At 64.8% G+C, this 11,467-nt stretch carries 14 protein-coding genes; 7 read left to right on the top strand and 7 right to left on the bottom strand.

From position 1 onward, the window contains the following. The first annotated feature begins 173 nt into the window (after window positions 1-173). Both BRC58_02145 and BRC58_02150 read left to right on the top strand, forming a co-directional pair. Window positions 174-626, top strand: a complete 453-nt coding sequence (locus BRC58_02145; GenBank protein ID PSP19007.1) for a hypothetical protein — start codon at window positions 174-176, stop codon at window positions 624-626. 105 nt (window positions 627-731) lie between these two features. Continuing rightward, window positions 732-2,087 (top strand): branched-chain alpha-keto acid dehydrogenase subunit E2, encoded by a 1,356-nt coding sequence (locus BRC58_02150; GenBank protein ID PSP18996.1) that lies wholly within the window; start codon window positions 732-734, stop codon window positions 2,085-2,087. A gap of 5 nt (window positions 2,088-2,092) precedes the next feature. On the opposite strand, the gene BRC58_02155 is transcribed toward BRC58_02150, so the two are convergent. Next, a complete protein-coding gene (locus BRC58_02155; protein ID PSP18997.1) occupies window positions 2,093-2,614 on the bottom strand; it encodes a phycobiliprotein lyase in 522 nt (173 codons plus the stop codon). An 88-nt stretch (window positions 2,615-2,702) separates the two neighbouring features. Further along, entirely contained in the window at window positions 2,703-4,283 is a 1,581-nt protein-coding gene (locus BRC58_02160) for an MFS transporter (GenBank protein ID PSP19008.1), read from the bottom strand. Between the two features lie 113 nt (window positions 4,284-4,396). Here BRC58_02160 and BRC58_02165 point away from each other — a divergent pair, with 113 nt between their 5' ends. Then, window positions 4,397-4,933, top strand: a complete 537-nt coding sequence (locus tag BRC58_02165; protein PSP18998.1) for a phosphoribosyltransferase — start codon at window positions 4,397-4,399, stop codon at window positions 4,931-4,933. On the opposite strand, the gene BRC58_02170 is transcribed toward BRC58_02165, so the two are convergent. After that, the gene (locus BRC58_02170) at window positions 4,898-5,809 is read right to left on the bottom strand and encodes a transporter (GenBank protein ID PSP18999.1); all 912 of its coding nucleotides are present in this window, start codon (window positions 5,807-5,809) and stop codon (window positions 4,898-4,900) included. The two genes, BRC58_02165 and BRC58_02170, sit on opposite strands and share 36 nt — an antisense overlap. 203 nt (window positions 5,810-6,012) lie before the next feature. Between BRC58_02170 and BRC58_02175 the strand changes: the two genes are divergently transcribed. Both BRC58_02175 and BRC58_02180 read left to right on the top strand, forming a co-directional pair. After that, a complete protein-coding gene (locus tag BRC58_02175) occupies window positions 6,013-6,705 on the top strand; it encodes a D-alanyl-D-alanine carboxypeptidase (GenBank protein PSP19009.1) in 693 nt (230 codons plus the stop codon). Window positions 6,706-6,715: 10 nt separating this feature from the next. Then, entirely contained in the window at window positions 6,716-7,576 is an 861-nt protein-coding gene (locus BRC58_02180) for a hypothetical protein (GenBank protein PSP19000.1), read from the top strand. A 41-nt stretch (window positions 7,577-7,617) separates the two neighbouring features. Here BRC58_02180 and BRC58_02185 read toward each other — a convergent pair whose 3' ends face one another. Genes BRC58_02185 through BRC58_02195 form a run of 3 tightly spaced genes read right to left on the bottom strand, consistent with a single transcriptional unit; the run spans window position 7,618 to window position 10,107 of the window. Further along, complete coding sequence (locus BRC58_02185; GenBank protein ID PSP19001.1) at window positions 7,618-8,388, bottom strand: YebC/PmpR family DNA-binding transcriptional regulator; 771 nt, start codon at window positions 8,386-8,388, stop codon at window positions 7,618-7,620. 39 nt (window positions 8,389-8,427) lie between these two features. Next, entirely contained in the window at window positions 8,428-9,453 is a 1,026-nt protein-coding gene (locus BRC58_02190; GenBank protein ID PSP19002.1) for a glucokinase, read from the bottom strand. Between the two features lie 15 nt (window positions 9,454-9,468). Then, window positions 9,469-10,107, bottom strand: coding sequence for a histidine phosphatase family protein (locus tag BRC58_02195; protein ID PSP19003.1), 639 nt, complete (start codon window positions 10,105-10,107; stop codon window positions 9,469-9,471). A 233-nt stretch (window positions 10,108-10,340) separates the two neighbouring features. On the opposite strand from BRC58_02195, the gene BRC58_02200 reads away from it, so the two are divergent. Together BRC58_02200 and BRC58_02205 are read left to right on the top strand one after the other, a co-directional pair. Next, complete coding sequence (locus tag BRC58_02200; protein ID PSP19004.1) at window positions 10,341-10,802, top strand: DoxX family protein; 462 nt, start codon at window positions 10,341-10,343, stop codon at window positions 10,800-10,802. A gap of 32 nt (window positions 10,803-10,834) precedes the next feature. Continuing rightward, the gene (locus BRC58_02205; protein PSP19005.1) at window positions 10,835-11,188 is read left to right on the top strand and encodes a hypothetical protein; all 354 of its coding nucleotides are present in this window, start codon (window positions 10,835-10,837) and stop codon (window positions 11,186-11,188) included. On the opposite strand, the gene BRC58_02210 is transcribed toward BRC58_02205, so the two are convergent. Beyond that, complete coding sequence (locus BRC58_02210; GenBank protein ID PSP19006.1) at window positions 11,185-11,412, bottom strand: hypothetical protein; 228 nt, start codon at window positions 11,410-11,412, stop codon at window positions 11,185-11,187. The two genes, BRC58_02205 and BRC58_02210, sit on opposite strands and share 4 nt — an antisense overlap. Window positions 11,413-11,467: the final 55 nt, after the last annotated feature.

The raw sequence follows: 11,467 nt of genomic DNA on the forward strand, positions 1-11,467 counted from the left end.
TTCCGGCTTCTGAGCGAGCCGTTTTCAATTGAGAACGGTCTCATGACCCAAACCCTCAAGCTGCGGCGCTCCGCCGTGAGCGAGCGCTACAGCGATACGATTGAGGCGATGTTTGCCCGCTAGCCCCATCGCTCCCAATTTCCATGTACGCAAGCGACAGCCCCAGCAGCGAAATGCCCGCCCAAGACAGCGACAAGCTACTGCTCAAGCGCCCGGTTACCCTCAAAGCGATCGTTACCGGGCGTTGGAAGGAAGAAGCCCAGCAGCAGCTGCAGTCCCAAATCAACGATGTCGACTCGCAGCTGCAGCAGCTTGAGGAACAAGGCCAGCGCGCGATCGACGATCTGAAAAAGCAAAGCGTGGATCCGCCCGGCCCGGACGTGCAGCAGCAAATCGACAACATTCAAAACCAAGTCAACGAGAAAAAAAGCGAAATGATGCAGCAGCGCAACCAATCGCTGCAGCAGATGGAACAGATCCAGCGCTTGGAGCTCGGCCAAGAAGTCAGTCAAGGGCAAATGGATAGCTTCGTCCGCGTTGGCTCGGGTGACAATCTCGCCAACAAAATGAACGTCGAGATCCTGCTGCGGGATGGCGTTATTGAGGAAATTCGCGGCGAGATTTGAATGTGGCGGTGGGCGCTGAGTTGGCTCCCACCGTTGCGGATCGGCCCCCTGGCCGGATTGGCGCCGCGCGCCGCTTGCGACTCACTCAGCTCGAGGCCTGACTCCATGGTTCAAGAAATCTATATGCCCGCCCTCAGCTCCACCATGACCGAGGGCAAAATCGTCTCTTGGTCCAAATCCACCGGCGACAAAGTCGAAAAAGGCGAAACGCTGGTGGTGGTGGAGTCCGACAAAGCCGATATGGATGTCGAGGCCTTCCACAATGGTTACCTGGCAGCCGTCATTGTCGATGAGGGCCAAGAAGCCCCTGTGGGCGAGCCCATTGCCCTGCTGGCTGAGAGCGAGAGCGAGATCGAAACGGCGCAAGCGCAAGCCCAGTCCTATCAGCCCCGCTCCTCGCAGGCGGTAGGGGCTGCCGATCCCATCACGGCGCTGACCGCATCCAACAGCTCAACTACTACCGACGCGAGTGCCCCTAGCAGCGAGGCCGAGCAGCCCTCGGCTTCCGAGCCAAGCAGCGCATCCGCCGCCGATGGCGGCTCGGATGGCGCCGAAGCGGCAACGGCTGCTGCCCCCCGCAGCGGCCGCACGATTGCCTCGCCCCGTGCCCGCAAGCGCGCGCGCGAGCTGGGAGTGGATCTGGCAGCCGTGTCGGGCAGTGGCCCCTACGGCCGGATCGTCACGGCCGATGTAGAAGCGGCCGCTGGGCAACGCGCCCCGACGGCAGCACCGGCAACCGGCTCCCAGCAGGGCACCGCAGTACCAGCGCCCCCGGCAGCAGCGCCAGCAGGCGAGACAGTTCCGTTCAATACCCTCGAGCGCTCGGTTGCCGACAACATGGCAGCCAGCGTGCATGCACCCACCTTCCGCGTGGGCTACACCGTCGCGACAGACCCGCTAGAGACCCTCCACCAGCAAGTCAAAGCCAAAGGCGTCACTATGACCGCTTTGCTGGCCAAGGCGGTTGCCCTGACCTTGCGCCAGCACCCGCGGCTCAACGCCAGCTACGCCCAGGACGGCATCCACTATCCCGGTAACATCAACGTTGCCGTTGCGGTTGCCATGGAAGACGGCGGCTTAATTACGCCGGTTCTCCAAAACGCGGACGGCGTCGACCTCTACACCCTGTCGCGGACTTGGCGGGATTTGGTCGAGCGCGCGCGCGCCAAGCAGCTGCAGCCCGAGGAGTACAGCAGCGGAACGTTTACGATTTCCAATTTGGGCATGTATGGGGTCGATCGCTTCGACGCCATTCTGCCGCCCGGCCAAGGCAGCATCCTGGCTATTGGCGCTTCCCAGCCGCAAGTGGTGGCAACCGGCGAGGGCATGATGGGCATCCGCCGTCAAATGCAGCTCAACCTCACCTGCGACCACCGCATCATCTACGGTACCCATGCCGCTGCTTTCCTGCGGGATCTGGCAGCCACTCTGGAATCGGATCCGCAGTCGCTAGCCCTGTAACGTGCTTACTGGGCCGAGACGCGCCGGATTTCGGAATAAAAAGCCGTCCGGCTCACCGACTGCGAGCCCTGCAGGACCGTGCGCAACCGCAGGTTGGGGTGGGCAAACCACAAGCGCTCCTGCGAGTAGGTCTCGCCCGCCTCAGCCGTTAGGGTCAGCGATTCGTCCGCCGCGATTTCGTAGCAGGCAACCAGCGGCGCCTGCCCATCGCCGCTGGGTTGCTGCACGAGCTGCCCGGTCTGGGGTTGTTGGGGGCTGGGAACGGCCGCAACGACCGTCTGGCCGCGTTGCGCGGGGGCATCCCAATCCACCGAGTTGTCCCAACCGATGCGCGCCCCACCGCAGCTGTCTTCAGGGCTAAAGCCGGCCTGATGGCACAAGCGCGCCACCGCCGCATCGGTAGCCGGCAGCAGCTCGATGGTTATTTCCGATTTGCTGTCTTGAGAGGTTTGTTGCGTCAGGTCGTAGTAGGTGCGCTGCGAAAACCACTTGCCTTCGCTTTTTTGCAAAAACTCATTAATGTCCATAGCCGAAAGCAGTGCGCCTGGGGCAGCCGGTGCCGTGTGCCTTGCGATCCGATCCTAAGGGGTTGGGGCGGCCGCGTGCGAGGCAGGCTCAAGCGGATGGGGGCTCAGTTCCCGCCGCCCGCTGCTGCAGCTGCCGGCGGATGGCGCGGTGCCGGGCCCGGTCGAGCGGGTAGCGGTACGCCAACCCCATGGCCGCCAGCAAAAACACCGCCGGTAGGGGGGCGATGGCAATGCGGATGGCCAGCAGCGCGCTTGCCGGTTGCTGGGGGGCAGGTTCGCCGGCCTGCGACTCGACAAACCCAGCCCAATCCAGGCCCTGGCCCACCAGCAGCAGGGCCAGGGCCAGGCCCAGCTTTTGCAAGACTACCAGGAAAGCATAAAACAGGCCCTCGCGGCGCTGGCCCGTTTGCAGCTCGTCCAGATCGATGGCGTCGGGCAGCATGGACCAGGGAATAAGATAGGCAACGGCAATCCCAATTCCAGCCAGGACGGCCAGCGCGTACGCGCCCGCCGCCTGGGCGGGCTGCAAGGCAAACAGGCCTGCTTGCACGCCCACCCACACGCCTGCGCCCAGCAAAAACACGGTTTGCTTCTCCAGCCGCTGGCTGGCCGCTTGCCAAACGAACAGCATGACGATGGCCGAGCCTTGCACGGCCAGGGCTACCCGCGGGAAGGCCGCCTCAGCCAGCCCCAACCAACTCACCACAAAGTAGGGCAGGACGGCGGCCGTGAGCTGCACGGCCAGCCAGGCGCACAGATAAATCCCCACAATGTAGCGAAACGGCCGGTTGCCGATGGCGATCCGCAGCTGCGCCCGCCAACCGAGCTCGGGTTGCCGCTCGCTGCTAGCTGGCGGTGCCGCTTGCAAGTTGGCCTCGCGCTGGCCCCAGCGCAGCGTCAGCCCGAAGGGCAGCAGCAGTGCGGCCAGCAGGGCAGTTACCGTCAGGCTGACCGGGCGCGCCGCGACTGGCGGCGGTACCCAGCCCAACCCTTGCGCGATTCCGTACGCCAATAGCCCCAAGCTGGCGGCAATGAGCCCGCCCCCCAACTGGCGCTGCTGCGACCGGGCCAGCAGCGCCGGACGACCCCGCTCGCGCACGCCCAAAACGCACCACAGCAGCGGAACGACCGCCAGCAGCGCTATCGCGGCGCCCCATACCCGATACTGCTGCTGCGAGTCTTGCGGATAGGCGGCAAAAATCATGCTTGCCAGGACCAGCGCCAGGATGCTGCCACCCAGCGAGAAGGCAAAGCGAAAGCTAGTCAGGCTGGTGCGTTCGTTATAGTCCTGGGTGAGCTCGGGCGTTAGGGCCGTATAGGGCAAGTTGACGGCCGTGTAGCCCAGCTGAAACAGAATGCCGATAAGCACGTAGTAGCCGAATAGGGCCCAGGTGTTGAGGGGGTCGCTGTCGCTAAAGCGGGGAACCAGCCACTGGGCAAAAAACAACAGCCCAAAGGGGACGGACCCAAACAGCATCCAGGGCAGGCGGCGTCCCCACCGCAGGCGCGTGTGATCGCTGAGCAAGCCGATGGCCGGATCGTTAATTGCATCCCAGACGCGGCTGATCGCCAAGACGCTGCCGGCTAGCCCCGGCGGCAGCCCTGCAACTTGGGTTAGAAAGTAAAGCAAATAAAAGGCCAGCGCATTGGCGGTCATGGCCGGCCCCATATCGCCGGCGCCGTACGCTAGCTTGGTAGCCAAACTCAGGCGCTCGCTGCCGTTCCCTGCCACAGGGGCTGCGCGGGCCGATTCGGTCACATTGCCCCCCGCACGCGCTCGCCATGCCAGAGCTAGCTGTTTCCTGGGCGCAGTACCACCGCACCATCGAAGCCCTAGCGGCTCAAATCTACCAGTCGGGCTGGTGCTTCGATCAAATCGCTTGCGTAGCCAAAGGCGGGTTGCGGGTGGGCGATATTCTCGCGCGCCTGTTCGATCGGCCCCTGGCCGTCCTAGCCGCGACATCTTACGGGGGACCCGGCAACCGCATCCGCGGCGAGATCGCGCTCTCGCCGCATCTGGCCACTACGGCCGAGCGCATGGGACCGCGCGTGCTGCTAGCCGACGACCTCAGCGACTCGGGGACCAGCCTGCAAGCGAGCCGCAACTGGCTGCTCGAGCACTACGGCAGCGATATCGAAACCATCCGCACGGCCGTGCTCTGGTGCAAAGGCGATTCCGCGGTCCTGCCGGATTACTACGTCCGTTACTTGCCCGACAATCCCTGGATCCGCCAGCCCTTTGAGCCCTACGAGCAGATGAGCCCCGCCGAGCTGGCGCCGGCATCACCCCCCGCCGAACAGCAGCAACCACAGCGGTAGCGTTAGCAGCAAACTGCCCGAGCCCGCCGCGATCGCGGTCACTGTTAGCTCGCGATCCAGCTCGTAGGCCTCGGTGATGACCAGCGTGGCAAACGCCGGCGGCATGCCTGCCTGCAGAACCATCGCCAGGCGCTGCAGGCCGGTCATGCCCGACAGGCCCAGCAGGCTGCCCAGCAGCAGCGGGACCAGCAGCATTTTGACGCTCAAGCTGGCCGCAGCCAGGCGCCAGCGGTGCCAGGAAGACAGCTGGCTCAGCCGCATGCCGATCAGCAGCAAGGCCCCGCCAATGGCACTCCAGCCAGCGCCCTGCAGCGCCGCCTGCGCCAGGGGCGGCAGCGCGATGGGCCGCAACAACAGGCCCAGACCCACCCCCCACAGCGCCGGCGTGGTAACGATGGCGCGCGCTAGCTGGCGGTAGCCAGTTGCCTGCCGCCCCCAGTAGGCAGCCAGCAATACCCCGAGCCCGTAGGAGCTCAGCACCATGCCTAAATCGAAAAAGACGGCCCAGCCAAAAAAGCGCTCGCCAGCCAGCGCCAGATTGACCGGATACCCCATGTAGCCGGTGTTGCCCAGCATGGCGGTTAAAAAAAAGCTGCCGCGCGCTGCCGGCGGCAGCGATTGGGGCTGCAGGCGCCCCAGGGCTGTTGCCAGCAGGGCTCCGGCCAGCACGGCGCCCCAGGCCAACAGCGGCGCCAACCATACAGCCCCCGAGAGATCGGCGCGGCGCAGAAAGGCAACGATGCCGACCGGCACGCCCACCCAGAACAAAAACCGACCCAAGGTAGCCGGCACCCGAGCCGGCAGCAGCCGCCCCAGCACGACGCCCGCCAGGACACCACCGGCCAATTGCCAATAAAGCACGAGCAAAGCTGGCATCAGGTCTTTCCCTGGCTGAGGGGCCGGCACTGACTGTATCCGGTGCGTTCGCTAGAGTGATTGGGAAGCGCCATTGCGCTCGGGTAGCCGTGAGCGACCGACAGCGACCCTACCAGCCGGCGGACGATATTCCAGTAGCCCAGCGTGAAGTCCCCCTTGCTCCCCAGCAAGCCCGTTCGGCATCCGCGCCCGGGCGGCGTTGGCTGTGGGGAGCGGGGCTAGGCTTGGGCGTGATCGCGTTGGTTGCCGGCGGCGTTGCGCTGCTGCGCGCCTCGCCCCTGGAGCTAGCTTGGCCGAGCGCGCTGCAGCAATCGAGCTCGACGGCCGCCGACTCCTCAAGCTCCCCTTCAGCCCAATCGCCGGCGAGCCAGCCCAATGTCTTGGGCCACCTGCCCTACCCCGAAGCCCCGCGCGCATCCTTGGAAGCACTGGCTGCCAACGGCGACATTCGGCTGCGAATCCCCGCCGCCCGAGCCTTCGAGCGCATGCGCGCCGCCGCGCGGCGCGATGGCATCCGCTTAGTGCCGCTATCCGGCTTCCGCAGCCAGCAGCAGCAGGAGCGCCTTTTCTTTGAGCGTAAAAAACGGCGCGTCCAATCGGCGCGCCAACGGGCTGAGCTGAGCGCGCCGCCCGGCTACAGCGAGCACCACACGGGCTATGCCATTGACATTGGCAGTGCCGCAGCGCCGCAAACTCACCTGCAAGCAAGCTTTGCGCGCACTGAGGCTTTTGCCTGGCTGCAGCAGAACGCAGCCCGCTACAGCTTCGAGCTCTCCTTCCCGCCCGACAATCCGCAGGGGATTGACTACGAGCCCTGGCACTGGCGCTACGTGGGCAATCGGCACAGCCTAGAGACGTTCTATCGGGCGCGGAAGAGATCGTCTGAGACTAACTGAGAGCACGGGGATGAGCGAGTCTGATCGCAGCAACCAACCCTGGTGGGTCCTGCGCTGGTTGGACCTGCTAGAGAAGTACCGCTTCAAAAAGCGCCTGGAGCGCGGGCGCAATTACGCCCAAACCGGCAACATCCGCTACATCGAGTTCCGCGAAGCCGAAGTCTGGGCCCAAGTGCAGGGCAGTGCCGAGGACCCCTACCAGCTCTCCATTCGGCTGGATCCCTTCAGCGATCGCGACTGGGACAACGTCATTGCCACCCTGGCCGAGCGGGCCAGCCTCTCAACCCAGCTGCTGGCCGGAGAGCTGCCGCAGGACATCGAAGCGGTCTTTACGGCCAACGGGTTGAGCTTGTTCCCGTTCTCGCTCAAGGAGGTGCGCTCGCGCTGCAACTGCCCCGATCCCAAAAATCCCTGCAAGCACGTCGCCGCCGTTTACTACGAACTCGGCGATCGCTTCAGCGAGGATCCCTTTGTCCTGTTTCGGTTGCGCGGCCGGACCCGCAAGCAGATTCTGGATGGGGCACGCCAGGTTCGAGCGCGCAAAATGGGCGGCGAGGCCACCCCAGCCACTGCCACCGGCAAGGGCAAAAAAGCCGCCCAGGTGGTTCCGTCGCAACTGCCGCTCGACATCGAGCATTTTTGGCAGTACGAGGAACCGCTCGATCCCGACCTGGTAGCGATCGAGCCCTCGAGTGAGGAAACGACGGTCCTGGCGCTGCTGGGCAGCTTTCCGCTGACCGCCTCGGACGCGCGCGCCGTCCAGCAGTACCTGACCCGAGCCTACAAAACCGCGAGCGAGCGCGCTGTGGCAGCTGCCGCCCAGCAAGCGGGCGGTTCCCCCCAACAGGGGGAGGGCGCGAGCGGCGACTAAGTCCCCTAGTGGCCCCCCATAAACCGGATGTCGGCTTGGCCTTAAGAAGCCACGCTCGCCGCGACTAGCTCGTTGGCTATGGTGAGGTTGGCCGTCACGTTTTGGACGTCATCGAGCTCCTCGATGGCCTCTAGCAACTTAAGCAGCGATCGCGCTTGGTCCGGATCGCTGACCGCAACGTAGGTATCGGGGATCCAGCGCAGCTCGGCTTCTTTGACGGGAAGGCCCTGCGCCTGCAGGGTTTGGTTGAGGGACTCAAGTTGGCTCGCTTCAGTATAGACCTCGGCTCCCGGCTCTTCTCCTTCGCCGTTCCATTCGAAGGTCTCGGCGTCCCCTTCCACCGAGGCTTCCAGCAGCGCCTCTTCGCTCAGCTCGCCTTCGAGGCGCACCACGCCCTTCTGCCGAAACATCCAGCTGACGCAACCGGTTTCGCCCAGGTTGCCGCCGTACTTGCTAAAGCAGGTGCGCAGATCGGCGGCCGTACGGTTGCGATTGTCGGTCAGGGCTTCAATCAGCAGGGCAATGCCGCCGGGGCCATAGCCTTCGTAGCGCAGGCTCTCCAGCTGCTCGGCATCGCTGCCCAGGGTGCCGGCGCCCTTGGCCAGGGCGCGCTCGATGTTGTCGTTGGGCAGCCCGGCGGCTTTGGCTTTGTTGATCGCCGAGCGGAGCTGGAAGTTGGCCTCGGGATCGGGGGAGCCGTTGCGGGCGGCATTGATGATGGCGCGCGAGAGCTGGGTGAAGGTCTTGCCCTTTTTGGCATCGGCCCGAGCTTTCTGGTGCTTGATATTGGCCCACTTGCTGTGCCCTGCCATAGCGCTCGTTCAGGCAACTCCCGCTCTCCAGACTAGATTTTAGCCGGCCGTGCCATAAAGCACCGATCCCAGCAGGCCCACCTGCTGGTTGGTAATGACGCGAACGGGGACCTGCTCGAGGACGGGGCTGAGGCGGCCCTTATCCTTGAAGGCTGCCAGAAAGCGGCTCTGGCGCAGTAGCGAGCGGTTTTTGGCTGCGATGCCGCCGGCAATGTAGAGCCCCCCAAAGGGCAGGAGCTTGAGCGCCCAGTTCCCGGCCTCGGCGCCGTAGGCCTCAAAAAAGCGCGCCATGGCCTGGGCCGAGAGCGCATCCTGCCCCGCCTGGCCGATGGCAGCGGCCGGATCGGGCGGGGGCTCCGACAGTGCGCCTGCCCGATAGCGCTCCCACTGCCGCACGGCATCCGCGACCTGCGGCGACTCGGCAGCTTCGCCGCGATCGCGCAGGAACTGGTAAATGGCTACAATCCCCGGCCCTGAAACCACGCGCTCGGCCGAGACCCGCGCGATCCCCAGCCGCCGCTGCAGGTCGTGCATCAGGGCCACCTCCCAATCCGAGCGGGGCGCAAAGTCGACATGGCCGCCCTCGGTGCCAAAGGCCTGGTAGCTGCTGCCCTGGGGGGTCAAAAATCCCTCCCCCAACCCGGTTCCGGCCCCAATAACCCCAATGGGCGCATGGGCCCGCTCGCAGCCGGGCTGCAGCGTTTCGCAATCGGCAGCTTCCAGGGCACGGATGCCGTGGCAAACGGCGGCAAAGTCGTTGATCAGCCGCACCTGCGCCATGCCCAAGGCCGATGCCAGCGCCTGCGCATCCAGAAACCAATCCAGGTTGGAAGGCTGGCTGGTTTGGTCCACCACCGGCCCCGGGACGGCCAAGCAGGCGCGTTCGGGGACGCGATCGGGGGTGCGCGCCCCAAACTCGCGCACGATGGGGACTAGGCCGCTGTACTGCTGGCTGGGATAGCTGGCCTCGTCTAGGGTTTGAAACGACAGGCCGTCTGCTGCGGCGTCGATCAGGCGCAGGATGGTTTTAGTGCCGCCAATATCGCCGGCCACGAGTAGGGTCATAGGCCTCGCTCGCGCTCAGTTGAAGCGGACGACCGTCTCGGGCTGGCTTAGGTGCGAGGTATCGCCCGCTAGGGCCAGCCGCCAGTCCTGCCCTTCGCGCACCAACTGGATGAGCGCGCACAGCGAGGCGTTGATGGATGGGCGTCCCCCAAGCAGGCCGGCTGCAACCCCCATTACCGAAGCCCCGTGGCCGATGAGGGCAAAGTCTTGCGGGAAGTCGCGCACCAGGCACTGGACGGTCCGGGCGGTCCGCGCCCAAGCGGCCTCGCTGCTCTCAGGATAGGACGGCACGACGCGGGCAGTATAGCTCAAATCGATTTCGGGGTAAGAAGCTGCCAGCACCTGGGGCGGCAAGGTTTGGGGCGCGTGCGCCATCCAGTCCGGGTTGAGCCACTCGCTCAGGCCCGCCTCGAGCGCAACGGTCACCCCGAGCGCGCGGGCAACATAATGGGCCGTCTGCACCGTTCGCAAAAACGGCGAGGCAAATACCCGCGCAATCTGCTCGCCCTGGAGGTGCTGCCCGAGTTCTTGCGCTTGTGTGACCCCATCGGCCGATAGGGGCGGATCGTAGGGGCGCTCGGCGGTCTCGAACCACGCCGGGTGGACGAAGTCGTAGCGGTTGCCGTGGCGGGCGAGCCAAACCGTTTGGGGCATGGAAGCACTCGGTTGCGGCGCCAGGCAGTCGCTACTGCCGGCACGTGCGGAGCCGACCGCATTATGGCACGGCTCGCTCGGCGGTTCCAGGCGCGGCCAGCAGCCGGCACGGGGCGTGAAAACAGGGTTTGCAGTTAACTTAATCAAAATTTACAATATTAAGCAGACTTAACAAAGCGACTGGCTGAGCTTATTGACTCACCCGCTTGCAGCCTGCATTGGTTGGAACCGAAATGTTTAACGTCACTACAGTCCTACCGGCCCTAGTGCAACCCAACGCCGCGTCCGGCTACGGACCGCAAGCAGCACGGCTGCTTCTGCGCGTCACAGTAGGCGCGTTCATGGTTCACAACGGCCTCGATAAGTTGGCCGACATTGAGAACTTCGCTACCGCCTACGTGGCCTACATTGGGCTACCGTTTCCTATAACGCTGAGCTACATTGCCGCCTATACCGAGCTCATTGGCGCGCCGCTAGTGGCCCTGGGGCTACTAACGCGGCCGGCAGCTTTGGGGCTCGTGGCGACCATGGGCGTTGCCATCTACCACCACCTTTTGGTCGGCGGTTTGAATGCCACCCTGCTAGAGCCGGCAACGATCTATGCCGCTTGCTTTGCGTTCTTTGCCATTAACGGCGCGGGCCAGTTCTCGCTGGATGCGCTGCTGAAGCGGTGGCTGCAGCCCCAGCGCTCCTAGCCGGGCGGCTCGGTGCTGTTGTGGGCTAGCTTGTGAAGCTGCCGGCGGCTCAAGCCAAAACGGGCATGAAGGTCATCGCGATCGCGCGCAGGGATGCCAACTGCCCGGAGCTCAACGGCAGCATTGTTATGGGTGGCGGGGTGCTGTTCGCGGGCGCGCCGGGCAACGCCGGCGATGAGATCCTGCGCCGGCTGGACGAGCACCAGGGCACGGCCTATTGGAGCAACCGGCGGTTGGCCATTGTGGAGCAAGAGCCCCTCCAGCTGGGGCAGCTGGATTTTGTCATCCTCTCGCCGGAGGCCGTGCTGGAAGCGGCCCAGCGGATGGATCCGGCTTATGCCGCAAGCCTGCAAGCTAGTTGGCCGTGGCTGTTTGGCGAGGGCTAGCGCGCGTGCGAGGGGCTATAGGGCAAGGGGCTCGCCGTAACGCTCGCTGTAGCAGACGCGATCGAGCGCGAAGCGGCCGCCGTAGGGTTTGAGCTGAACCCTTCCATGGAGTAGCTATCGACCCCCAACCCTTTAGCAGCCACCATCAGATGGTCCACAGCAAGCATGGTGTAGCGGTTGACCCAGGCTTCGAGGCGCTCGAAGCTAGGGGCTATTTTTGGCAAAAGCAGGAATGCTGTTGCGCATGCAGTCGGCTTGCTCGTCGCCGACGCCACCAAC

It is taken from the genome of Cyanobacteria bacterium QS_8_64_29 (assembly GCA_003022125.1).
In the GTDB taxonomy this organism is placed as follows: domain Bacteria; phylum Cyanobacteriota; class Cyanobacteriia; order Cyanobacteriales; family Rubidibacteraceae; genus QS-8-64-29.

Bases quoted from the DNA above. Each gene is read 5' to 3' on its own strand.
- BRC58_02155 (PSP18997.1), bottom strand. From the start codon at position 2,614: ATGGACATTAATGAGTTTTTGCAAAAAAGCGAAGGCAAGTGGTTTTCG.
- BRC58_02160 (PSP19008.1), bottom strand. From the start codon at position 4,283: ATGGGGCCGGCCATGACCGCCAATGCGCTGGCCTTTTATTTGCTTTAC.
- BRC58_02180 (PSP19000.1), top strand. From the start codon at position 6,716: ATGAGCGAGTCTGATCGCAGCAACCAACCCTGGTGGGTCCTGCGCTGG.
- BRC58_02145 (PSP19007.1), top strand. From the start codon at position 174: ATGCCCGCCCAAGACAGCGACAAGCTACTGCTCAAGCGCCCGGTTACC.
- BRC58_02185 (PSP19001.1), bottom strand. From the start codon at position 8,388: ATGGCAGGGCACAGCAAGTGGGCCAATATCAAGCACCAGAAAGCTCGG.
- BRC58_02150 (PSP18996.1), top strand. From the start codon at position 732: ATGGTTCAAGAAATCTATATGCCCGCCCTCAGCTCCACCATGACCGAG.
- BRC58_02195 (PSP19003.1), bottom strand. From the start codon at position 10,107: ATGCCCCAAACGGTTTGGCTCGCCCGCCACGGCAACCGCTACGACTTC.
- BRC58_02200 (PSP19004.1), top strand. From the start codon at position 10,341: ATGTTTAACGTCACTACAGTCCTACCGGCCCTAGTGCAACCCAACGCC.
- BRC58_02170 (PSP18999.1), bottom strand. From the start codon at position 5,809: ATGCCAGCTTTGCTCGTGCTTTATTGGCAATTGGCCGGTGGTGTCCTG.
- BRC58_02165 (PSP18998.1), top strand. From the start codon at position 4,397: ATGCCAGAGCTAGCTGTTTCCTGGGCGCAGTACCACCGCACCATCGAA.
- BRC58_02190 (PSP19002.1), bottom strand. From the start codon at position 9,453: ATGACCCTACTCGTGGCCGGCGATATTGGCGGCACTAAAACCATCCTG.